Source organism: Kluyvera genomosp. 1 (genome assembly GCF_001266615.1).
Taxonomy (GTDB): Bacteria; Pseudomonadota; Gammaproteobacteria; order Enterobacterales; family Enterobacteriaceae; genus Kluyvera; species Kluyvera cryocrescens_A.
Genome location: NZ_LGHZ01000012.1, coordinates 46208 through 68292 on the forward strand (window position 1 = coordinate 46208; position 22085 = coordinate 68292).

Annotated in this window: 21 protein-coding genes; 11 read left to right on the forward strand and 10 right to left on the reverse strand. The window is 52.8% G+C overall.

Annotated elements, in window-relative coordinates; all coding sequences use genetic code 11:
- The first annotated feature begins 64 nt into the window (after window positions 1–64).
- From KP80_RS07725 to KP80_RS07740, 4 genes are all read left to right on the forward strand, one after another.
- Window positions 65–1135 carry an SIS domain-containing protein gene (locus tag KP80_RS07725; protein ID WP_052283015.1) on the forward strand — a complete coding sequence of 357 codons (1071 nt, stop codon included), beginning with the start codon at window positions 65–67 and terminating at the stop codon, window positions 1133–1135.
- A gap of 41 nt (window positions 1136–1176) precedes the next feature.
- The gene (locus KP80_RS07730; RefSeq protein ID WP_052283016.1) at window positions 1177–2544 is read left to right on the forward strand and encodes a PTS transporter subunit EIIC; all 1368 of its coding nucleotides are present in this window, start codon (window positions 1177–1179) and stop codon (window positions 2542–2544) included.
- 164 nt (window positions 2545–2708) lie between these two features.
- Window positions 2709–4118, forward strand: a complete 1410-nt coding sequence (locus tag KP80_RS07735; protein WP_052283017.1) for a glycoside-pentoside-hexuronide (GPH):cation symporter — start codon at window positions 2709–2711, stop codon at window positions 4116–4118.
- Entirely contained in the window at window positions 4118–5068 is a 951-nt protein-coding gene (locus KP80_RS07740) for a family 43 glycosylhydrolase (RefSeq protein ID WP_052283018.1), read from the forward strand. The genes KP80_RS07735 and KP80_RS07740 overlap by 1 nt, the downstream gene beginning before the upstream one ends.
- 40 nt (window positions 5069–5108) lie before the next feature.
- Here the strand turns inward: KP80_RS07740 and ampE are convergent, their stop codons facing one another.
- Window positions 5109–5963, reverse strand: a complete 855-nt coding sequence (ampE, locus tag KP80_RS07745) for a beta-lactamase regulator AmpE (protein WP_052283019.1) — start codon at window positions 5961–5963, stop codon at window positions 5109–5111.
- Window positions 5960–6529, reverse strand: a complete 570-nt coding sequence (ampD, locus tag KP80_RS07750) for a 1,6-anhydro-N-acetylmuramyl-L-alanine amidase AmpD (protein WP_419772953.1) — start codon at window positions 6527–6529, stop codon at window positions 5960–5962. Before ampD ends, ampE begins: the two co-directional genes overlap by 4 nt.
- A gap of 206 nt (window positions 6530–6735) precedes the next feature.
- On the opposite strand from ampD, the gene nadC reads away from it, so the two are divergent.
- The 4 genes from nadC to hofC all read left to right on the forward strand — a co-directional run bounded on the left by nadC (window position 6736) and on the right by hofC (window position 10844).
- On the forward strand, window positions 6736–7629 hold the full coding sequence (gene nadC, locus KP80_RS07755) for a carboxylating nicotinate-nucleotide diphosphorylase (RefSeq protein ID WP_052283020.1): 894 nt from the start codon (window positions 6736–6738) through the stop codon (window positions 7627–7629).
- Window positions 7630–7813: 184 nt separating this feature from the next.
- Window positions 7814–8251, forward strand: coding sequence for a prepilin peptidase-dependent pilin (gene ppdD / locus KP80_RS07760; RefSeq protein WP_052283021.1), 438 nt, complete (start codon window positions 7814–7816; stop codon window positions 8249–8251).
- A gap of 15 nt (window positions 8252–8266) precedes the next feature.
- Window positions 8267–9652 carry a type II secretion system protein GspE gene (gene gspE, locus KP80_RS07765; RefSeq protein WP_052283022.1) on the forward strand — a complete coding sequence of 462 codons (1386 nt, stop codon included), beginning with the start codon at window positions 8267–8269 and terminating at the stop codon, window positions 9650–9652.
- Window positions 9645–10844 carry a protein transport protein HofC gene (hofC, locus tag KP80_RS07770; RefSeq protein ID WP_052283023.1) on the forward strand — a complete coding sequence of 400 codons (1200 nt, stop codon included), beginning with the start codon at window positions 9645–9647 and terminating at the stop codon, window positions 10842–10844. The genes gspE and hofC overlap by 8 nt, the downstream gene beginning before the upstream one ends.
- Window positions 10845–10880: 36 nt before the next feature.
- Here hofC and KP80_RS07775 read toward each other — a convergent pair whose 3' ends face one another.
- Window positions 10881–11924: a GMP reductase gene (locus KP80_RS07775; protein ID WP_052283024.1), complete on the reverse strand. Its 1044-nt coding sequence runs from the start codon at window positions 11922–11924 to the stop codon at window positions 10881–10883.
- A 225-nt stretch (window positions 11925–12149) separates the two neighbouring features.
- Here KP80_RS07775 and coaE point away from each other — a divergent pair, with 225 nt between their 5' ends.
- From coaE to yacG, 3 genes are read left to right on the forward strand one after another with little or no spacing between them, the layout of a single operon-like run.
- Window positions 12150–12770: a dephospho-CoA kinase gene (gene coaE, locus KP80_RS07780; RefSeq protein WP_052283025.1), complete on the forward strand. Its 621-nt coding sequence runs from the start codon at window positions 12150–12152 to the stop codon at window positions 12768–12770.
- Window positions 12770–13513 (forward strand): cell division protein ZapD, encoded by a 744-nt coding sequence (zapD, locus tag KP80_RS07785; protein WP_052283026.1) that lies wholly within the window; start codon window positions 12770–12772, stop codon window positions 13511–13513. The genes coaE and zapD overlap by 1 nt, the downstream gene beginning before the upstream one ends.
- A gap of 9 nt (window positions 13514–13522) precedes the next feature.
- Window positions 13523–13717 (forward strand): DNA gyrase inhibitor YacG, encoded by a 195-nt coding sequence (gene yacG / locus KP80_RS07790; RefSeq protein ID WP_052283027.1) that lies wholly within the window; start codon window positions 13523–13525, stop codon window positions 13715–13717.
- A gap of 63 nt (window positions 13718–13780) precedes the next feature.
- Here yacG and mutT read toward each other — a convergent pair whose 3' ends face one another.
- The 7 genes from mutT to ftsQ form a co-directional block, all read right to left on the reverse strand.
- On the reverse strand, window positions 13781–14170 hold the full coding sequence (gene mutT, locus KP80_RS07795) for an 8-oxo-dGTP diphosphatase MutT (RefSeq protein WP_052283028.1): 390 nt from the start codon (window positions 14168–14170) through the stop codon (window positions 13781–13783).
- Window positions 14171–14228: 58 nt separating this feature from the next.
- Complete coding sequence (gene secA / locus KP80_RS07800) at window positions 14229–16934, reverse strand: preprotein translocase subunit SecA (protein WP_052283029.1); 2706 nt, start codon at window positions 16932–16934, stop codon at window positions 14229–14231.
- A gap of 63 nt (window positions 16935–16997) precedes the next feature.
- Window positions 16998–17501, reverse strand: a complete 504-nt coding sequence (secM, locus tag KP80_RS07805; RefSeq protein WP_197276142.1) for a secA translation cis-regulator SecM — start codon at window positions 17499–17501, stop codon at window positions 16998–17000.
- Window positions 17502–17761: 260 nt separating this feature from the next.
- On the reverse strand, window positions 17762–18679 hold the full coding sequence (gene lpxC, locus KP80_RS07815; protein ID WP_052283032.1) for a UDP-3-O-acyl-N-acetylglucosamine deacetylase: 918 nt from the start codon (window positions 18677–18679) through the stop codon (window positions 17762–17764).
- Between the two features lie 100 nt (window positions 18680–18779).
- Entirely contained in the window at window positions 18780–19931 is a 1152-nt protein-coding gene (ftsZ, locus tag KP80_RS07820; RefSeq protein ID WP_052283033.1) for a cell division protein FtsZ, read from the reverse strand.
- Between the two features lie 61 nt (window positions 19932–19992).
- On the reverse strand, window positions 19993–21255 hold the full coding sequence (ftsA, locus tag KP80_RS07825; protein ID WP_052283034.1) for a cell division protein FtsA: 1263 nt from the start codon (window positions 21253–21255) through the stop codon (window positions 19993–19995).
- Complete coding sequence (gene ftsQ, locus KP80_RS07830; protein ID WP_052283035.1) at window positions 21252–22085, reverse strand: cell division protein FtsQ; 834 nt, start codon at window positions 22083–22085, stop codon at window positions 21252–21254. Before ftsQ ends, ftsA begins: the two co-directional genes overlap by 4 nt.

Genomic DNA, 22085 nt, shown 5'->3' on the forward strand with positions numbered 1-22085 from the left:
GGTTCATTTTCTCTCATAATATTTTACTGAAAACGTTTTCAGTTTTCAGCAATGAGAGGCCGTAATGAAACCCACGATGATGACCTATATCCATGAAGAGCAGGCGACGCTTGCCCAGATTCTGGATAGCTACCCGCAGAATGTGCCCGCTATTGACGATGACAGCGAATGGTTGGTCCTGGCAACAGGCTCCAGCGCCAACGCCGCTGTGAGTGCCAAATACTACATCGAAAGCCTCTCTGCGGTGCGCCTGACGCTGGCCGAACCTTTCCACTATCAGCATTTTGAGAAGCACAATCCAGACGTCAAAACGGTGATTGCTGTCTCCCAGAGCGGTGAAAGCACCTCAACGCTGCACGCACTGGAGGCGTTGAAACAGCGCTACTCGTTGCAAACGGTAGGCTTAACCAGCAAACCGCAGAGCGAGTTGGCCAAAACCGCAGACTGCTTCGTCATGCTGGATATTGGCGAAGAGCGCGTGGGCTATGTGACCAAAGGCTACGTGGCAACCATTCTGACCTTGATGCTGATGGGCCTGCGCCATGCTCGTGCGGTGAACGCCATTGACGACGCGCGTGAGCAGCAGGAGCTCACGATTCTTCGTGAGGCCGTTAACGCGATTGGCGCAATCATCAATACCACCGAAGACTTTTTCAGCCGCTGGCAGGAAGAACTCACCGCCTCGCCACGCTTCACCAGCATCGGCTACGGCCCGGCTATCGGCGTGTGTATGGAGATGGCAACTAAATTTACCGAGACCGTACGCGTGCCTTCTCAGGGCATTGAAATGGAAGTCTTTATGCACGGTCCGTATTTTGAAATTAACCCGCAGCATCGCCTGTTCTTCCTCGATGTGCCAAGCGTGGCCCGCGAACGTCTGACCCTGCTGCGCCAATATGAGCAGCGTCATACCCAGTACGTCTATACCGTCACGCCGGAAGCCAGTGACGATCCCCATACCCTGGCACTAAATATCAAAACGCCGGAGACCGTGCTGCCGCTGCTGATGGTGATCCCCTTCCAGATCCTCGCGCACCACATCGCCGAAGCGAAGGGCAATAACCTGCCGCAGCGGATCTTCACCGACTTTGGTGTCGCGGTAAAAAGTAAAACCAAACCCGGCGATTACGCCTGATTCACGGCCTGTACTCTACCTACTGATAAAGGTGCCTCGTTATGGCGACTCAATACTTAGCCGTTGCACAACAAATCCTCTCCGCCGTGGGTGGCAAGGAGAATATCGACCACGCAAATCACTGCGCGACCCGCTTACGCCTGAATTTAAAGGACGATACGCGAATTGATGAAAAGGAGCTGTACGAGATTTCTGAGGTAGTAAAACTGGTCAACAACGGCAGCCAGTTTCAGATAGTGATCGGCCCTAAAGTCGAAAAAATCTTCGCGGCACTCAGTGAGCTGCTGCCTTCAGAACAGGAGAAAGAAACTGTTCAGACACAGGACATTTCTCTCTTTAACCGTCTGCTGGCAACGCTGTCCGCCATTTTTACCCCGTACATTGGCGTACTCGCCGGCGTTGGTGTCGTCAAAGGACTGGTCGTCCTGCTGCAAACGCTGGATCTGATATCAACCAAATCCTGGCTGTTTGTGGTATTTAACGCGCTCTCCAGCGGTGTGTTCGTCATGCTGCCGCTGTTTATCGCTGTTACCGCCGCCGACCGCTTCAAAACTAGTCGCTTCACCGCCCTGGCACTGACCGCCGCGATGATCTTCCCGCTAACCGACGCCGCTACGCCGGATCACGTAGAGATTTTCAACCTCGCGTTCCCGCTGAAAATTTACGGCGGTGCGGTGATCCCGGCTATCTTTGCGGTATGGTTCCTGAGCTACGTCGAACGCTGGTGCAAAAAGTGGGTGCCGGAAATCGCCGCGCTGGTATTTGTACCCTGCCTGTCGCTGATTATTAGTGGATTCGTGGTTTTTACTGTGATTGGCCCGATTGCCGATTACGTGGGGATTGGCATTGCCAACGGCTACACCTGGCTGTACAACTTAAGCCCAATGCTCTCCGGCGCCTTACTGGCGGGGATTGGTCAGCTGTTCGTGGTCTTTGGCGTGCACTGGGGCATTATCCCCATTGCGTTGATCAACATGCAGGTAAACGGCTACGACACGGTGATGGCGATGTTCATGTCCGCGGTCATGGGCCAGTTCGGTGCCGCCTTTGGTGCCATTTTTATCGCCCGTAACCTGAAAGACAAACAGCTGGCAATTTCGGCCTCGATCTCCGCGTTCTTTGGGATTACCGAGCCTGCGCTGTACGGCGTGAACCTCAAATACCGGATGCTATTTATCTTCGGCTGTATTGGTGCAGCGTTAGGTGGTGCAATTACCGGGCTGCTGGAGGTAAAAACCTACAGTTTCCTGCCGGTGCTGAACGTCTTTGAACTTGGGCTGTTCAGCGGCCCGGAATCCAAAGCCATCTATGAAGTGTTTGCCATTCTCGTCGCCTTCAGCGTGCCGATGATCCTGACGATTATCTACGGTAAAACGCGCGTTTTAGTTCCTGCGGCGGATCTTCGTTAAGCCTCTTTCTGTGGTGGCGGATGTAAACCGCTACCACGCCTGTTATCTGACTCACACTTTCCCATTAGCAGCAATTTTGTCCATATCAACAACGTTATCCTGCTACGCATTTTTATATTTCACAACCAATAATCCTCTCCATATACCCCAAGAGAGATCTGGCGATGAACGCAAGCAAACTGTCAGTAAAAGAGAAGATTGGCTATGGTATGGGCGATGCGGGATGTAACATCATCTTCGGCGCTATCATGCTGTTCGTTAACTATTTTTACACCGATATTTTTGGCTTAGCGCCAGCGCTGGTTGGCGTGTTACTCCTGTCTATTCGCGTGATTGATGCGGTTACCGACCCGATTATGGGCGCATTAGCCGACCGTACCCGCAGCAAGTACGGTCGTTTTCGTCCATGGCTCCTGTGGATAGCGTTCCCGTATGCTCTGTTCAGCGTGCTGATGTTCACCACGCCTGAATGGAGCTATAGCAGCAAAGTTATCTATGCATTTGTCACCTATTTCCTGTTATCCATCACCTATACCGCAATCAATATTCCCTATTGCTCCCTCGGCAGCGTCATCACCAACGATCCAAAAGAGCGCGTGGCCTGTCAGTCCTATCGCTTCGTGCTGGTTGGTATCGCCACTCTGCTGCTGTCGCTGACCCTGCTGCCAATGGCAGACTGGTTCGGTGGCGAAGACAAAGCCAAAGGTTATCAAATGGCAATGACCGTGCTGGCGTTTATCGGCATGTGTATGTTCCTGTTCTGCTTTGCTACCGTCCGTGAACGCGTCCGTCCGGCGGTACAGACCAACGATGAACTCAAGCAGGACTTAAAAGACGTCTGGAAAAACGACCAGTGGGTACGCATCCTGTTGCTGACCTTGTGCAACGTCTGCCCGGGCTTTATCCGCATGGCGGCCACCATGTACTACGTGACCTGGGTAATGGGTGAGAGTACGCACTTCGCCACCCTCTTTATTAGCCTTGGTGTCATCGGCATGATGATTGGCAGCATGCTGGCGAAAGTCCTGACCGACCGCTGGTGTAAACTACAGGTCTTCTTCTGGACCAACATCGCACTGGCCATTTTCTCCGTAGCCTTCTACTTCTTTGACCCGCACGCCACGATGCTGATTGTGGTGCTCTACTTCTTGTTAAATATCCTGCACCAGATCCCATCGCCGCTGCACTGGTCGCTGATGGCCGATGTTGATGACTACGGTGAGTGGAAAACCGGCAAACGTATCACCGGGATTAGCTTCTCCGGTAACCTGTTCTTCCTGAAAGTCGGCCTCGCAGTCGCCGGCGCGATGGTCGGTTTCCTGCTCTCCTGGTACGGTTACGATGCAGGTGCCAAAGCGCAAAGCGAAACCACCCTCAATGGCATTATGCTGCTGTTCACCGTCATTCCGGGCGTAGGCTATCTGATTACCGCTGGTGTAGTGCGTCTGCTAAAAGTGGACCGTACATTGATGAAACAGATTCAGGAAGATCTGGAAAAACGTCGTGCCAACTACCGGGAACTGAATGAATACCAACAAGAATTGCAATCGACTGAACACGTAAGGAAAGCCTGATGAAGAACTGGCCCAATCCCTTTATTGAGCAACGCGCCGATCCGTTTATTCTGCGCCACCAGGGAGAGTACTACTTTATCGCCTCCATGCCGGAATACGACCGGCTGGAGATCCGCCGCGCCGCTGATTTAGATAGCTTGCGCAGCGCAGAGCCTGTTGTGGTTTGGCGTAAACCAGAAAGCGGCCCAATGAGCAATCTTATCTGGGCTCCAGAGCTGCACGCGATCAACGGCAAATGGTATATCTACTTCGCCGCCGCCCATACCCAGGCGCTTGACGAGCTGGGGATGTTTCAGCACCGCATGTACGCGCTGGAGTGCAGTGACGCCGATCCGTTAACCGGAAAATGGGTCGAAAAGGGGCAGGTGAAGACACCGTTTGACACCTTCTGCCTCGATGCCACGACGTTCCATCATCAGGGTAAACAGTGGTATCTGTGGGCACAAAAATCCCCGGAGATTGCCGGTAACTCCAATATCTACCTGGCAGAACTTGAGAATCCGTGGACGATAAAAGGTGAGCCCGTGATGCTCAGCAAACCCGAATTTGACTGGGAATGTCGAGGCTTCCTGGTGAATGAAGGCCCTGCCGTCGTCACTCACGGTAATCGCTTATTTATCAGTTATTCCGCCAGCGCCACCGATGAAAACTACTGTATGGGGCTGCTGTGGATCGATAAAGATGCCGATATAACGGCCCCTGCAAACTGGCATAAATCGCCAACGCCGGTGTTCACGACAAGCTATGAAAACCGCCAATATGGCCCAGGGCACAACAGCTTCACGCAAACGCCGGACGGCGATGACGTGCTGGTATATCACGCAAGGAACTACACGGAAATTGAAGGCGACCCGCTGTATGACCCGAATCGTCATACGCGGCTAAAAACGGTGCGCTGGCGGGAGGATGGCATGCCAGACTTCGGTATTCCCCCCGCAGATACGCTGTAAAAAATAAGCCCGGTAGCGTGATGCTGACCGGGCCTTTTGACTACACCAGCGTTCCGTAGATGGTCAGCAGTGCCATAACCACCACCACTGCATAGGATGTTTTCTTCGCCATCGACACAGCCGCTTTTGGCGTCTCAACTTTATCAACGTGCGGTTCACGAGCCAGTGAATACTGCGCCAGCGTTGTTAGCACCTGATACTGAGAAGTGTGGCGGTCGCCCAGCGAAGCAAACCACGCCGGAAGCGCTTTCTCGCCATGGCCAATCAGCGCGTACACCACACCCACCAGGCGAACGGGTACCCAATCCACGATATGTAAGATGGCATCGATACCCGACTGTAAACGGTGATGCGGCGTCTGGTAACGCGCAAGCCAGGACTGCCATGCCCGCAGGAAAGCATAGCCCATCAGCGCTACCGGCCCCCATGAACCGCCCACCACAAACCAAAACAGCGGAGCAAGGTAAAAGCGGTAGTTGATCCACAGCAGCGCGTTTTGTAACTCGCGCAAAAATTCTCGCTCATCACAGCCGGCCGGCACGCCATGAATCATGGTCAACTCGCTAGCCATCGCTTCGCGAGCGTGGGCATCATCGCGCGAAGCAGCTTTCAGGTAGGCGTGATAATGCAGGCGCACACGGCCTGCGCCGATACACAGTAACCCCAGCAGGATCCAGAAAATCAGCGACGGCACGTTAAACAACATCCCACTCAACGCCCGCTGAACAATACCCACCACCGCCATTGCTACGATGGTCATAACCAGGGTACCAGCAAGCGAATAGTGCTTCACCCGCCGAAACAGCGTCTCCAGCCGATGATCGAGCTGCCAGTGTTCGCCCAGTTTAAACAGGCGCTCTGCAAACAGCACCAGAAGCGTGGTGAATAACGTCATGTCATCTCCTTATTTGACGAGGGGGTGACCAGCGCACGAAAACGGGCCCAATCAAATGCCGGGCCGGGATCGGTTTTGCGCACGGGCGCGATATCACAATGACCGGTGATGTGATTAGCCATCGTCGGGTATTCGGTAATTAGCAGTTGGGTTAATGCCGCCAGCCGCTCGTACTGCGCGTCGGTATAGGCCAACGTATCGGTGCCTTCCAGCTCAATACCGATGGAGAAATCATTACAGTGTTCACGTCCATGGTAGCTCGACACGCCGGCATGCCAGGCGCGTTTATCAAAAGGTACGTACTGAACGATCTCTCCGTCACGACGGATCAAACAGTGGGCTGAAACCCGCAGATGGACAATTTCGGCAAAGAAAGGATCGGCATCAGGATCGAGCGTGCCGGTAAACAGCGCATCAATCCAGGGGCCGCCAAACTGCCCCGGTGGCAGGCTAATGTTATGGACAACCAGCAGTGAAGGAGCTTCGTCCTCCGGGCGGCAATCGTGATGGGGAGAAGGTACCTGTCGAACACCCACCAGCCAGCCCTTATCTATACGCAAAATCATTTAAATTTCATCACATCGGCAAATGAGATTAACCTCAGAAACGTACCTAAGTGCGTCGCTAAAGTGAACGAACGCAGCCACGGCTGAGACAGCGCAAAGGATGACCTGTATAACTGCATGCCGGATATCCTTATGAGTGGTTATGCTAGTCGGTTCAGAGTAGCATGTTTCAATCTTTCGCATCGTTACCATTTTGGAGCTTAATCATGCCGCCTCGCCGCTATAACCCAGACCACCGACGTGACGCGCTGCTAGAACGTATCAACCTCGATATCCCCAACGCCGTGGCCCAAGCGCTGCGTGAAGACCTGGGAGGCGAGGTTGATGCGCATAACGATATTACCGCACAACTCTTACCGGAAAACAGCCATTCTCATGCGGTAGTGATCACCCGCGAAGACGGCGTTTTCTGCGGTAAACGTTGGGTTGAAGAAGTCTTTATCCAGCTTGCCGGTGATGATGTAACCCTCACCTGGCATGTCGCTGACGGCGATGTCGTTACCGCCGACCAACCGCTGTTTGAAATTCTCGGCCCATCTCGCGTACTGCTGACCGGCGAACGTACCGCGCTGAATTTTGTGCAAACGCTCTCTGGCGTAGCCAGTGAAGTGCGCAAATATGTGAATCTGTTGGAAGGCACGCATACCCAACTACTGGATACCCGTAAAACGCTGCCGGGCCTGCGCACCGCGCTGAAATATGCCGTCCTGTGCGGCGGTGGCGCTAACCATCGTTTAGGGCTTTCTGACGCCTTCCTGATTAAAGAAAACCACATTATTGCCTCTGGCTCCGTACGTCAGGCGGTAGAAAAAGCCTTCTGGTTGCATCCTGATGTGCCGGTAGAAGTGGAAGTCGAAAGCCTGAAAGAACTGGAAGAAGCGTTGAAGGCTGGCGCCGATATCATCATGCTCGACAACTTCGATACCGAACAGATGCGCGAAGCGGTAAAAATCACCCGCGGCCAGGCGCAGCTCGAGGTTTCCGGTAACGTTACTATCGACACCCTACGCGAGTTCGCCGAAACCGGCGTTGACTATATTTCCGTAGGGGCGCTGACCAAACATGTCCGCGCACTCGATCTGTCGATGCGTTTTCGCTAATACCAATCTCCTCTCTCATGCCCTCCCTCCGGAGGGCATTTTTTCCGACTCTGCTTCCCTTTTTTGATGCATCGCTGCAACGGGATAACACATCCTGGAATGCGGCTTCCTTAATCCATTATTGATCCTCGCCGTTGTTTCTGCGCTTTGACAAAGTAGCGCCAGACCCAGCAAGGAGCAGATCATGGATAAACAAAAAGGCTTTACCCTCATCGAATTGATGGTCGTTATCGGCATCATCGCCATCCTCAGCGCAATCGGTATTCCGGCTTACCAGAACTACCTACGTAAAGCGGCCTTGACCGATATGCTGCAGACGTTTGTTCCCTACCGCACCGCCATAGAACTTTGCGCTCTCGATCGCGGTGGTATAGATAACTGCAATGCCAGCAGCAATGGCATTCCATCACCCACCACCACTCGTTACGTCTCAGGAATGAGCATAACAAAGGGCACCGTCGTACTCACCGGCCAGGAAAGCTTGAACGGGTTAACCGTCACGCTGGTTCCCGGCTGGGATAACGCGAATGGCATTACCGGCTGGCAGCGAACCTGCGGCATTCAAAGCGACAGCGCGCTGAAACAGGCCTGTGAAGATGTGTTTCGTTTTGACGCCGAATAAGGCAAGGAGCCGTCAATGAAGAACGAGCAATTACTGACACTGTGCCAGCGCCATCACGCTGTACTGCTACTCAACGGCACAGATGAACTCAACATCGCGGTGGTCGGTTCGCCGGCCAGCGAACTCATGGATTCCCTACGTTTTGCGACACAAAAACGGATAGATATCGAGTGCTGGGATCAGGACAGAATGGATAAACATCTGCAAAAAATCACCAGCATGAGTCCTCCCGCTCCCCATGAAGAGCATAGCAATCCAGTGGATTTGCTGAACCAGTTATTTAAGCAAGCACTGTTACAACGGGCGTCGGATATCCACTTTGAACCCACTGAACACAACCTGCGTATAAGGCTACGGGTCGATGGCGTGTTACACACACTGTCAACCGTCCCACTTCCATTGATGATGTCGCTTATCGCCAGGCTAAAGGTGCTCGGAAGTCTGGATATTGCCGAGCGTCGTCTGCCACAGGATGGGCAGTTTGCGGTTGAGGTGGGTGAAGTGCCACTCTCTTTTCGGATTTCCACCCTCCCCTGCCGATATGGTGAAAAAGTGGTTCTGCGCCTGTTGCATAAGGTTGAGCAGGCGTTGGATCTCCAGTGCCTTGGCATGACCCCTGAAGCATTGACACAGTTTACGTCATCGCTCAATCAACCGCAGGGGTTGATATTAGTTACCGGGCCAACCGGCAGTGGGAAAACCGTCACGCTCTACAGCGCACTGCAAAGCCGCAACGGCAGCGATGTGAATATATGTAGCGTTGAAGACCCAATAGAGATCCCGCTTGATGGTCTTAACCAGACGCAGGTTAGCCTCCGTGCGGGACTCACTTTTCAAAGCGTACTGCGATCCTTATTACGCCAGGATCCGGACATTGTCATGGTCGGTGAAATCCGCGATAGCGAAACCGCAGAGATTGCGATTAAAGCGGCTCAAACGGGGCATCTGGTACTCTCAACCTTGCATACGAACTCTACGGTAGAAACGCTGGTACGGCTCGAACAGATGGGTGTCGCTCGCTGGATGGTCTCATCAGCGCTTATCATGGTGATCGCACAGCGCCTTGTGCGAAAACTCTGTCCTCACTGTCGTATTGACACTCTGACTAGCCACCCGCTGCCGTTATCACTCTGGCCCCGCCCACTACCACATTGGACGGCACCGGGATGCCAGCACTGCTACCACGGTTATCAGGGGCGGCTGGCGCTATTTGAGGTGCTACCGTTAACGCCAGCGCTACGGCAATACATTATCCAGGGTGCAAGCCCAACAGAACTAATGCATCGTGCAAAACAACAAGGGATGAACACGCTATTCGAAAATGGCTGTCTCGCCGTTGAGCAGGGGCTAACGACTCAGCAAGAGCTGCTCCGCGTCCTCGGAATTCCTGAAGATGCGTGAACAACTTTGGCACTGGCAGGGTCTTGATGCCAATGGAGAAAGACTCAACGGCGCAGTCTGGGCCAGCCATCGTCCAGCAGTATTGATAGCGCTACAGCAACAGCGTATTACCGTTGTGGCACTCAAACGTCGGAGTATTAATACCGCGCACTGGCGGGCACAACATAGCTGCATGGTTATCAGTCAGTTAGCCACGTTGCTACAGGCAGGGCTTACGCTTTCAGACAGCCTGAAGCTTTTAGCCCAACAGCACCCCATAGCACAATGGCGAGCCTTACTGACTGCATTGTCTGAACGGTTGGCGCAAGGTGTCTCATTGTCAGAAGGACTACAGCAGTGGCCACAGGCCTTTCCACCTTTATACCTCGCGATGATTCGCACCGGTGAGATAACCGGTAAGCTTGAACAGTGCTGCCTTGAGCTTGTTCGCCAGCAGAAAGCTCAGCTTTTACTGGCTTCAAAGGTCAAAAAAGCGCTGCGCTATCCCATCATTATCCTGTCACTTGCGGCCTTAGTCGTCATGGCCATGACTGGCTTTGTTCTGCCGGAGTTCACTGCGATATACCGCACTTTTAACACGCCGTTACCGACACTAACGCTTGCCGTAATGGCAATGGCCGCTTTCGTCGAGCGGTGGTTCATCGTGCTACTCGTGCTACCGCTGATCCCCGTCGTCATAACTGCAGTACTAAAAAATCATCCCCCCTGGCAACGCATTCGCCAGCAGATACTGCTCTCTCTTCCACTCATGGGAAAACTCGCTCGCGGGCAAAAGCTGAGTCAGATTTTTACCGTACTTGCGCTCACCCAACGCGCGGGAATCGCTTTTTTACAAGGGTTGGAAACCGTTGAAGTGACGCTGACCTGTCCGTGGTGGCGCGATGTCATTCACACGCTTCATCAGGAGATCGCTGAAGGGAGTCCCATTTGGCAGGCGATGGAGAAAAGTCGGGTGTTTACACCGCTCTGCTTACAGCTGGTGAGAACCGGTGAAGCATCCGGGGCGCTGGATGAAATGCTGGAAAATCTGGCGCTCCACCATGATGAGGGAACGCAAAATCTGGCGGATAATCTGACATCACTGCTGGAGCCTGCGCTGCTGATAGTGACCGGAATAATTATTGGTACGTTAGTGGTGGCAATGTATCTGCCCATTTTTCATCTGGGGGATGCCATCAGCGGAATGGGTTAACGCTGGCGCATTTTACGCCAGCGATAATCCCGAGCATTACAGGCTGTTGAACACGCGGTTCTCTTGTTCCTGCACGCGGATAAAGGTCGTACGCTTAGTCAGTTCTTTCAGACGCGATGCCCCAACATAGGTACACGCTGAACGCAGGCCACCAAGGATATCACGAGCGGTATGTTCTACCGGCCCACGTAGTGGCAGCTTAACGGTTTTACCTTCGGCAGCACGATACTGGGCAACGCCGCCAACGTGACGGTTCATCGCTGACTCAGAGCTCATACCGTAGAACAGCATAAATTTCTCGCCGTTCTCTTCAACCACTTTACCGCCGCTCTCATCGTGACCGGCCAGCATACCACCCAACATAACGAAATCAGCGCCACCGCCGAATGCTTTTGCTACGTCGCCCGGCATAGTACAACCGCCGTCGCTGACGATTTGGCCGCCCAGACCGTGTGCAGCATCAGCGCACTCGATAACGGCAGAAAGCTGCGGGTAACCGACACCAGTTTTCACGCGAGTGGTACACACAGAACCAGGGCCAATGCCGACTTTGACAATATCGGCACCGGAGAGGATCAGCTCTTCACACATCTCACCGGTCACAACGTTACCCGCACAGATGGTTTTAGTTGGCCACGCTTCGCGTGCTTTCGCCACGAACTGAACGAAGTGCTCGGAGTAACCATTCGCCACATCGATACATACAAAAGTCAGTGCCGGATTTAGCTTGAGAATCTGCTGCGTTTTTTCAAAATCAGCGTCGGAGGTACCGGTGGAAACCATCACATGCTTGAGCACGTCGGCAGACTCGATCTGTACGAAGGTTTGCCACTCTTCAACGGTGTAGTGCTTGTGAACAGCGGTCAGAATACCAAAAGAGGAAAGCACTTTTGCCATCTGGAAGGTGCCTACGGAATCCATATTCGCAGCGATAATCGGTACGCCTGACCAGCGTTGTCCAGAATGTTTAAAGGTGAAGTCGCGTTCCAGTTCAACGTCGGAACGGCTTTTAAGAGTAGAGCGTTTAGGGCGGATAAGAACGTCTTTGAAACCTAACTTCAGATCTTCTTCGATACGCATGTGCGGATTCCTGGGGTTAATGGCAATTAAATTGAGAGCACAACTCCAGTAATGTAATCATACGCACTAATCAGGGCTTCGCAAGACTGCGATTTTCAGTTTTTTTAAGCTACAATCCCATAAATTTACCTGGCGATTAGCGCCGCGCAGCATTAACTATCTTGTTGCAGGCCGCCGGTTAATTAACCAAATGATTTTCATACTAAAAATCCAGGGCAAAGCGGTATGACTTACACAGTAGCGTTAACGGGCGGCATCGGCAGCGGTAAGAGCACGGTCGCAGATGCATTTTTTAGCCTGGGAATTAACGTTATTGATGCAGATATTCTTGCCCGCCAGGTTGTCGAACCAGGTACACCTGCGCTTGCTGCAATAGCCGAATATTTTGGTCCTCATATGCTGACGGCGGAAGGTGCCCTCAACCGTCGGGCGCTACGCGAACATATTTTTGCACACCCTGATGATAAAGCCTGGCTCAATGCCCTGCTGCATCCGCTTATCCAGCAAGAAACACAGCGTCAGTTCCAGCAGGCTACCTCGCCTTATGTACTCTGGGTTGTGCCATTGCTGGTGGAAAACAAACTCTATCAACGGGCCGATCGCGTTCTGGTCGTCGACGTCACGCGCGAGACTCAGCTCTACCGAACCATGCAACGTGACCATGTGTCGCGAGAGCATGCGGAAAATATTCTTGCAGCCCAGGCCAGCCGTGAAGAGCGTTTGGCCGTGGCTGATGACATCATTAATAACAACGGCACACCAGATGCGATTGCATCGGATGTCGCTCGCCTGCACGCACGCTATCTTCAGCTCGCCGCGCAGGCTGTATCACAGGAAAAATCGTAATGCACACCCACATCCTTTTTGAGCATCCCTTGAATGAAAAAATGCGTACCTGGCTGCGTATTGAATTTCTGACAGAGCAAATGAATGCCAATTTACCTATCAGGGATCACGCCAGCGCGCTGCATTTTTTTCGTAATGTCGGGGATTTACTGGATGTGTTCGAGCGCGGTGATATCCGTACTGAACTCCTCAAAGAGCTGGAGCGTCAGCAGCGAAAACTGAACGCATGGAGCGAAGTTCCTGGCGTCGATCTGAGTCGCATTGATGCATTGCGCCAACAGTTAAAAACCAGCAGCAGTATCCTGATGGCTGCTCCGCGCATTGGGCAATTCCTGCGCGAAGACCGACTGATTGCGTTAGTTCGCCAGCGTCTGAGCATTCCAGGCGGCTGCTGTAGCTTTGATTTGCCGACATTGCATATGTGGCTACACGCAAAGCAAAGTCAGCGAGATACGCTGGTGGAATCATGGCTGGCTAGCCTTGAGCCGTTGAATCAAGCCCTGGCGTTGATCCTCGATCTGGTGCGTAACTCCGCACAGTTCCGTAAGCAAACTAGCCTTAATGGTTTCTACCAGGATAACGGTGACGATGCCGATCTGCTGCGCTTGAAGCTGGATTTAGTGTCCCAGCTGTATCCACAAATCTCCGGCCACAAGAGTCGCTTCGCTATTCGCTTTATGCCGCTGGATAGCGAGCACGGTAGCGTACCAGAGCGCCTCGATTTTGAACTGGCATGCTGCTAAGGAGCAATGATGTCTGACGTAACGACGGTAAATTGCCCGACCTGCAACAAGCCGGTGATTTGGGGTGAACAGAGCCCGTATCGCCCGTTTTGCTCCAAGCGCTGTCAGTTGATTGACCTTGGAGAATGGGCAGCTGAAGAGAAGCGTATTCCTAGCAGCGGCGATCTCTCCGACAGCGATGGCTGGAGCGAAGAGCAACAGTAAGCACGCCGAATACCACGACGCCGGGTTATCCCGGCGTCTGCATACAGTGTGATTAAGACGACGTTAGCCGCCAATCAGCTTTTCAATAATCGGTGCATTAGCCGGTGGGAACTCATCAACTACCAAATTCTGTTGCGCAATCCAGCGCCCCGGTTGCCCTTCTTTGCCCCACGGCTCACCTTCCCAACCCTCAACCAACCAAAACCATAAAGTGATATGGCGGTCGGGGAACTGATATTCGAGCTTATCAAACTGTTGCAATGACGTAGCGGTGATCCCTACCTCTTCTTGCAGCTCGCGAACCACCGCCTGTTCAGCAGACTCCCCCTCTTCTATCTTCCCACCAGGAAACTCCCACTTATTCGCCATGTGCGCGTCGGCAGCACGCTGGGTGATATAGATTTCACCTTCGGCGTTACGAATGATGCCGACGGATATTTGCAGTTTTTTCATATTGTTTTACCCATAAAAAAGGCGCAGTAATCTGCGCCTTTTGTTTTCCTATTTGTCCTTAGCTCAGGCGGCCATGGCACTGTTTGTATTTTTTACCGGAGCCGCATGGGCATGGATCGTTACGTCCCACTTTGCGCTCACCGGTTTGTGCCGCCAGGTCTTGTGCGGCAACAGCGTCATCGCTCTGATGGCTCAACTGCTGCATCTGCGCCAGACGCTCAGCTTCAATACGGCGCTGCTGTTCCATCTCTTCGACTTCTTCCGGCATGCGCACCTGGACTTTACTCAGAGTACTGATCACTTCGTACTTCAGTGATTCCAGCATGGAAGCAAACATGGCGAAGGATTCACGTTTGTATTCCTGTTTTGGATCTTTCTGTGCATAGCCACGCAGGTGGATACCCTGACGCAGGTAATCCATTGCTGCCAGGTGCTCTTTCCACAGGGAGTCGAGGGTCTGCAGCATTACGCCTTTCTCGAAGTGACGCATCATTTCGGTGCCAACCACTTCCTCTTTGCGTTTGTAGACTTCTACCGCATTTTCCAGAATACGTTCACGCAGCGTCTCTTCATGCAGCTCTGGCTCTTTGTCCAGCCATTCAGAGATCGGCAGTTCCAGATCGAAGTCGTTTTTCAGACGTTCCTGCAAGCCAGGGATGTCCCACATTTCTTCCAGTGACTGAGGAGGAATATGTGCATCAATGGTCGCTTTGAAGACATCTTCGCGAATGCTATTGATGGTTTCGCTCACGTCAGACACGTCCAGCAGTTCGTTACGCTGAGTGTAGATAGCACGACGCTGGTCGTTAGCAACATCATCATATTCCAGCAGCTGCTTACGAATATCGAAGTTACGGCTTTCCACTTTACGCTGGGCGTTGGCAATTGCTTTGGTCACCCATGGGTGCTCGATGGCTTCGCCTGGTTTCATCCCCAGTTTACGCATCATGCCGGACACACGGTCAGAGGCAAAGATACGCATCAGGGCATCTTCCATAGACAGGTAGAAACGGGAAGAACCCGCATCACCCTGACGACCGGAACGACCGCGCAACTGGTTATCGATACGACGAGATTCGTGGCGCTCGGTACCAATGATGTGCAAGCCGCCTGCCGCCAACACTGCATCGTGACGAACCTGCCAGTCAGCTTTGATTTGCGCAATCTGTTCAGGTGTTGGGTCTTCAAGCTGAGCCACTTCTGCCTGCCAGCTACCACCGAGCATAATATCGGTACCACGACCTGCCATGTTGGTGGCGATGGTCACCGCAGCCGGGTAGCCTGCTTGTGCAACGATATCCGCTTCACTGGCGTGGAATTTGGCATTCAGTACGTTGTGCTTGATGCCCGCTTTAGTCAGCTCATTCGACACAACTTCAGATTTTTCGATAGAGATAGTCCCCACCAGAACCGGCTGACCGGCGGCGGTACGTTCTCTGATATCTTCGATAATCGCCTGAATTTTTTCCGCTTCAGTCATATAGACCAGATCCGGCATATCTTTACGGATCATCGGGCGGTTCGTTGGTACCACCACAGTATCCAGCTTGTAGATAGAGCTGAATTCGAATGCTTCGGTATCCGCAGTACCGGTCATCCCTGCCAGCTTCTCGTACAGACGGAAGTAGTTCTGGAAGGTGATAGATGCCAGCGTCTGGTTCTCGTTTTGAATGTCCACACCTTCTTTGGCTTCAACCGCCTGGTGCAGACCATCAGACCAGCGGCGGCCCTGCATGGTACGACCGGTGTGTTCATCAACGATGATGACTTCGCCATCTTTAACGATGTAATCCACGTCGCGAGTGAAGAGCACGTGTGCACGCAGTGCTGCAGTCACGTGGTGCATCAGCATGATGTTGGCTGGAGAGTACAGGGACTCGCCTTCATCCATAATGCCTTCGTTAACCAGAAGCTCTTCAATCAGTACCAAACCACGTTCAGTCAGGTTCACCTGACGTGCTTTTTCATCCACGGAGAAATGACCTTCACCCTGGAAGGTATCAGAGTCTTCTTTTTCCTGGCGAACCAGATGTGGGATGATTTTGTTCACTTTCTTATACATTTCCGAGCTGTCTTCAGCCGGGCCGGAGATGATAAGCGGAGTACGTGCTTCATCGATAAGGATGGAGTCGACCTCATCCACCAACGCATAGTGCAGCTTACGCTGTACGCGTTCTTCAGGGCTGAACGCCATGTTGTCACGCAGGTAGTCAAAGCCGTATTCGTTGTTTGTACCGTAGGTGATATCCGCGTTGTAGGCTTCGCGCTTAGCGGGAGCCGGCAGGCCGGACATGTTAATGCCCACGGTCATGCCGAGGAACTCGAACAGCGGACGGTTATTTTCGGCGTCACGCTGCGCCAGGTAGTCGTTGACGGTAACCACGTGCACGCCCTTACCAGAGAGTGCATTCACGTAAGCTGGCAGCGTTGCGGTCAGGGTTTTACCCTCACCAGTACGCATTTCCGCAATACAGCGGTCGTTCAGAACCATACCACCGAGCAGCTGCACGTCGAAGTGACGCATGCCGAACACGCGCTTACTGGCTTCACGTACCACAGCGAACGCTTCCGGGATCAGGCTTTCTACGCTTTCACCCTTTTCAATACGCGCGCGGAATTCGTTGGTTTTGGCTTTCAGCTCGTCGTCGGAGAGTTTTTCCATCTCCGGTTCCATGGCGTTGATCTGGGTAACAGCTTTGCGCATACGACGCAGTGTACGGTCGTTACGACTGCCAAAAACTTTGGTCAATAATTTGATTAACATAATAAAATCTCAAGCGCCCCGACATTTCGGAGTCATAAAAATAAAAGGATAAAAACGGTTATTTCAGACGAGGCGCTGTGGTCCGGCGCGGATCCCATGAACCTGGCTTATCCAGGACGGGATACTAAAGACCAGAGGAGGTAATGCGGGTAGCACCGCGGCCTGTGCAATGACAAGCGACGGCTGGCTTTCTACGTTAAGTAACGCATTCAGCGAATCCAGTAATGCCAGATGTTGCGCCTGCAGCGGTGATGCGGATTCCGCAACCGGCAGCGCGGTCGGCACCATGGCAAAAGAGAGGTGGCGAATAACCGTGCGGATGGCATGTTGATGCCAATAATCGACGTTAAAAGAGGGGCGACGATTATTTTCCAGCCGAGCCAACTGGGTGAAATCAATTTTCTGCGACGGACTGTGATTGCTCGACGTCGTGCGGGTAGGCGAAGCAGGCTCGGTATTATTCGCAAGTGCGGGCAGGCCAAATCCAGCAGCAACCATCCCCAATAGGAGATGCGGCCAGAAGTAGCGTCTACCAAACTGTCGCCAACGCGTCAGCATTCCACTCACGTAATGTTCCACCTTCGGTTTTATTGTCATTATTCTATTTTAGCGCCCAGATATTACCATTAATGCGACACTACAGCAGCAGTATTGACGAAATCATCAGCGAAAAATGGTTTAAGAAATCAGCGGTTGTGCAGGAGTGTGATCTTTACGACGGCAGCAAAGCCAGAAAGACAAAGGATGGAAGGAAAAAAGAAAAAACGACTGGTTCCCTGACCGGAGAGAGTGCCAGGTTGCCAGTCGAATTTACGTAACGGTTAAGCTTATGCCAGAACCATTGTCGGAGCTTTGAACGCCAGCGGCAATTCTGCGTCGTCTTCGAAGGTCACGTATTCCCAAGCTTCCTGTTTAGCCAGGACTGCCTGCAGAAGTTTGTTATTCAGCGCATGACCGGATTTGAACGCGGTAAATGCACCAATAATATTGTGACCACACATGAACAAGTCACCGATAGCATCCAGCATTTTGTGACGAACGAATTCATCTTCAAAACGCAGACCGTCTTCGTTCAGTACGCGATAATCGTCAACAACGATGGCACAATCGAAGCTGCCGCCCAGGCACAAACCACGGGACTGCAGATATTCGATATCACGCATGAAGCCGAAGGTACGTGCTCGGCTGATCTGGCGCATAAAGGCGTCTGCGGAGAAATTCATCGCATAACGCTGGGTGCTTGCATCAATCGCCGGATGGTTAAAGTCGATGGTAAAGTCCAACGAAAAACCATTGTACGGTTTGAATTCAGCCCATTTATCGCCATCTTCAACACGAACGGTGTCTTTAATACGGACGAATTTCTTCGCGCAGTTCAGTTCATCAATGCCAGCATCCATCAGCAGATAAACGAATGGCGCAGCACTACCGTCCATGATCGGGATTTCTGGCGCATCAACTTCAACAATAATGTTGTCGATACCCAGACCCGCCAGCGCGGCGTTAAGGTGCTCTACGGTCGAAATCCGCACGTCATGCTCGTTGACCAGACAAGTACAGAGCATTGTATCACGCACAGATTTGGCATCGGCCGGAAAATCTACCGGTGGATTCAAGTCGGTGCGACGATAGATGACCCCGGTATTTGCCGGCGCAGGGCGCAGCGTCAGTGTGACCTTTTTGCCGGTATGTAAACCGACGCCAGTCGCCTGAACGATACGTTTAAGTGTCCTTTGTTTGATCATCGTATAATCTCGCCAAATTAACTATCCAACCGAAGTGTACTATACATTCGGTGAGCCAGTTTAGCACAAAGAGCGCAGATTCCCTAATTCCAGCTAATTCTTAATCAGCTTGCTTACGCAGGAACGCTGGGATATCCAGATAATCCGGTTCTTTGGTGGTCTGCGCCGTATTGTCGTTTACCACTTTTGCTGCCGGCTTCTGCTCTTGCGTCAACGGAGCCATTCCGTGCTGCTGATAACGATCCAGCACTGGCTGTTGCGCCTGTTTGTTAGCCACAAGGGTAATCTCTGGACGTTTGTCCATACCGATACCGGTCGCAACGACAGTTACGCGCAGCTCATCGTTCATATCCGGATCAAGGGAAGTACCGATAACCACGGTCGCGTTATCCGATGCAAATGCACGGATAGTGTTACCGACGGTTTCGAACTCATCCAGACGCAGGTCGAAGCCCGCAGTGATGTTGACCAGCACGCCGCGCGCACCAGACAGATCGATGTCTTCCAGCAGCGGAGAAGAGATAGCCATTTCAGCCGCTTCTTCCGCACGATCTTCACCGCTCGCAATACCAGAGCCCATCATGGCATAGCCCATTTCGGACATCACGGTACGAACGTCCGCAAAGTCGACGTTCATAAGGCCAGGACGTGTGATCAGTTCAGCGATACCCTGCACAGCGCCTTTCAGCACGTCGTTCGCCGCGCCAAACGCGTCGAGCAGAGAAATGCCACGACCCAGCACTTTCAGCAGCTTGTCGTTTGGAATGGTGATCAGCGAGTCCACATGTTTGGACAGCTCAGTGATCCCCTGCTCCGCAAATGCCATACGCTTCTTGCCTTCAAAGTTGAAAGGCTTCGTCACGACAGCAACGGTCAGGATACCTAAATCTTTAGCCACTTCGGCAACAACAGGTGCTGCACCGGTACCGGTACCGCCACCCATGCCCGCTGCGATGAAGACCATGTCCGCACCTTCCAGCGCAGCGCGCAGCGCTTCACGGTCTTCGTCAGCCGCGTTGCGACCCACTTCCGGGTTAGCACCGGCACCCAGACCTTTGGTAATACCGTTACCAATCTGGATGGTCTGGCCAACGGCCGTTTTACGCAGTGCCTGCGCATCGGTGTTTACTGCAAAAAACTCAACACCTTCAATGCGTTCGCGCACCATGTGTTCAACGGCATTACCGCCGCCGCCACCGACGCCGATGACTTTAATCACCGCGTCGTTGGTCAGTTCCATAGGTTCAAACATAGTTTCTCTCCGTTTTGTGCCTGTCGCCTGAGACCGCTAACATGCCCGGTCTCTTTAAAAATTAAAACTCTTTCCGTAACCAGCTATTCAGTCGTTTGATCCACGATCCAACCGATGCGGTTACGCGCTTTTCTACCTCTGCTTCACCACTTAAGTGGGACTCTTTCCCGTAGTGCAGCAGGCCCACCGCCGTTGAATAATACGGCTCCTGGGCATAGTCCGTCAGACCAGTAATGTTCAGCGGTGCACCAATACGAACCTGCGTATGGAACACGCGCTGTGCGCAGGCCGCTAACCCTTCAATTTGCGCCGCGCCGCCGGTCAATACAATCCCCGCCGCCAGGTGGTGTTTTACCCCTTGCTGACGCAGTTGCTCTTGTAACTGTAAAATCTCTTCATTGACGAGGTTCAAAAGCTCGGTATAACGCGGCTCGATAACCTCTGCCAATGTCTGGCGCTGCAGGCTACGCGGTGGACGTCCACCGACGCTTGGCACTTCAACGCTCTCATCTTTGCCCACAATGGAGCCTAATGCGCAGCCGTGGCGCACTTTAATCGCTTCGGCGTCGCTTGGCGGCGTACCGAAGGCGTAAGCGATATCGCTGGTCACCACGTTCCCTGCATACGGGATCACTTTGGTGTGACGCAGCGCGCCGCCGGTGTATACCGCGATATCCATTGTACCGCCACCGATATCCACGACGCAGACGCCTAGCTCACGTTCGTCTTCCGTCAATACAGAATAACTGGACGCCAGCCCGGCGAAAATCAGCTGATCAACCTTCATACCACAACGTTCGACCGCTTTGACAATGTTTTTTGCCATATCGTTGTGGCAGGTAATCAAATGTACCTTGGCCTGCATACGCACGCCGGACAAACCTACCGGGTTTTTAATGCCTTCCTGGTAATCGATGGCGTATTCCTGAGGAATAACGTGCAGAACTCGATGCTCATCACGTACGCGAACTGACTTCGCCGTATGCACCACGTTCTCAACGTCTTCCTGCGTGACCTCTTCTTCTGAGATAGGCACCATCCCTATCTCATTTTGACAGCTAATGTGTTTACCGGAAAGCGCCAGATACACAGAAGAGATCTGGCAATCCGCCATCAGCTCAGCCTGGTCGATAGCGCGCTGTACGCATTTCACTACCGACTCAAGGTCGTTCACACCGCCTTTGTCCATCCCTCGGGATGGGCAACTGCCGACCCCAATGATATTAATCACTCCGTCGGGCAGAACTTCCCCTACTAAAGCGGCTACTTTTGCAGTGCCGATCTCCAGTCCAACTACCAGTTTTCTGTCCGTCGCCTTGATCATTGTTGTTCTGCCTGTGCCTGATTCTGTTGTTGATTGGTGTCCGCCGCAGGTGCAGGTTCCCAGCCTACTGCCGCCCCTGAGTCATAACGCAAATCAACATAGCTAATCCGATTACCCTCTGTTTGCGCCTGCTGCAACAGAACTGGATACAGTTCCATAAAACGCGCCAGCCGCTTCATCGTATCGCCCCGCCCCAGATTCAGCTTGATACCGTTATCAAGCGTCAGCTGCCACGAACGGCGCGCGGTCATCGCCGCAACCTTCAACGAGAATTTCCCTTTCGCGAGCACCGCCCCCATGTCGTGATAACCCTGTAAAACTTCGCTTGCGCTACCTTCAGGGCCATAGAGCATAGGTAAATTTTGCTTGTTGGCGCGATCTGCCGGTACGCTAAAGGCTGTGCCCTCGGCGTCCACCATGTGCTGATCATTCCAACGCGCAATGGGCACATATTCAACCAGATGAATCTTCAATTCGTCTGGCCACTGCTTTCTTACGCTTGCCTGTTTAATCCACGGCAGTCGTTCAATCTGGCTCTGAACGATGTTGACGTCCTGAGTCATAAAGGTTCCCGGCGATCCCAGTGCCAGTATGGACTGACGGATATCATCGTTACGCGTGTAATGACGATCGCCAGTCACCACCAGTTTTGAGATGGGCAAACGTTGCGCATCTTCCATCCAGCCCAGCACTACCCAGCCGCTAACAAACACGGTACACAACACGGCCAGCAGGAAAACGATACCCACCAGCTGTGTTCCATTATTGCGCCGTGAAGAGGCGTATTCCTCTTCTTCACGGTTCCGCGTATTCAGCGCAGCCTGCGACAT

Bases quoted from the DNA above. Each gene is read 5' to 3' on its own strand.
- zapD (WP_052283026.1), top strand. From the start codon at position 12,770: ATGCACACCCACATCCTTTTTGAGCATCCCTTGAATGAAAAAATGCGT.
- coaE (WP_052283025.1), top strand. From the start codon at position 12,150: ATGACTTACACAGTAGCGTTAACGGGCGGCATCGGCAGCGGTAAGAGC.
- mutT (WP_052283028.1), bottom strand. From the start codon at position 14,170: ATGAAAAAACTGCAAATATCCGTCGGCATCATTCGTAACGCCGAAGGT.
- lpxC (WP_052283032.1), bottom strand. From the start codon at position 18,679: ATGATCAAACAAAGGACACTTAAACGTATCGTTCAGGCGACTGGCGTC.
- hofC (WP_052283023.1), top strand. From the start codon at position 9,645: ATGCGTGAACAACTTTGGCACTGGCAGGGTCTTGATGCCAATGGAGAA.
- nadC (WP_052283020.1), top strand. From the start codon at position 6,736: ATGCCGCCTCGCCGCTATAACCCAGACCACCGACGTGACGCGCTGCTA.
- ppdD (WP_052283021.1), top strand. From the start codon at position 7,814: ATGGATAAACAAAAAGGCTTTACCCTCATCGAATTGATGGTCGTTATC.
- gspE (WP_052283022.1), top strand. From the start codon at position 8,267: ATGAAGAACGAGCAATTACTGACACTGTGCCAGCGCCATCACGCTGTA.
- ftsZ (WP_052283033.1), bottom strand. From the start codon at position 19,931: ATGTTTGAACCTATGGAACTGACCAACGACGCGGTGATTAAAGTCATC.
- KP80_RS07740 (WP_052283018.1), top strand. From the start codon at position 4,118: ATGAAGAACTGGCCCAATCCCTTTATTGAGCAACGCGCCGATCCGTTT.
- KP80_RS07775 (WP_052283024.1), bottom strand. From the start codon at position 11,924: ATGCGTATCGAAGAAGATCTGAAGTTAGGTTTCAAAGACGTTCTTATC.
- KP80_RS07730 (WP_052283016.1), top strand. From the start codon at position 1,177: ATGGCGACTCAATACTTAGCCGTTGCACAACAAATCCTCTCCGCCGTG.
- ftsQ (WP_052283035.1), bottom strand. From the start codon at position 22,085: ATGTCGCAGGCTGCGCTGAATACGCGGAACCGTGAAGAAGAGGAATAC.
- yacG (WP_052283027.1), top strand. From the start codon at position 13,523: ATGTCTGACGTAACGACGGTAAATTGCCCGACCTGCAACAAGCCGGTG.
- KP80_RS07725 (WP_052283015.1), top strand. From the start codon at position 65: ATGAAACCCACGATGATGACCTATATCCATGAAGAGCAGGCGACGCTT.
- KP80_RS07735 (WP_052283017.1), top strand. From the start codon at position 2,709: ATGAACGCAAGCAAACTGTCAGTAAAAGAGAAGATTGGCTATGGTATG.
- secA (WP_052283029.1), bottom strand. From the start codon at position 16,934: ATGTTAATCAAATTATTGACCAAAGTTTTTGGCAGTCGTAACGACCGT.
- ftsA (WP_052283034.1), bottom strand. From the start codon at position 21,255: ATGATCAAGGCGACGGACAGAAAACTGGTAGTTGGACTGGAGATCGGC.
- ampD (WP_419772953.1), bottom strand. From the start codon at position 6,529: ATGATTTTGCGTATAGATAAGGGCTGGCTGGTGGGTGTTCGACAGGTA.
- ampE (WP_052283019.1), bottom strand. From the start codon at position 5,963: ATGACGTTATTCACCACGCTTCTGGTGCTGTTTGCAGAGCGCCTGTTT.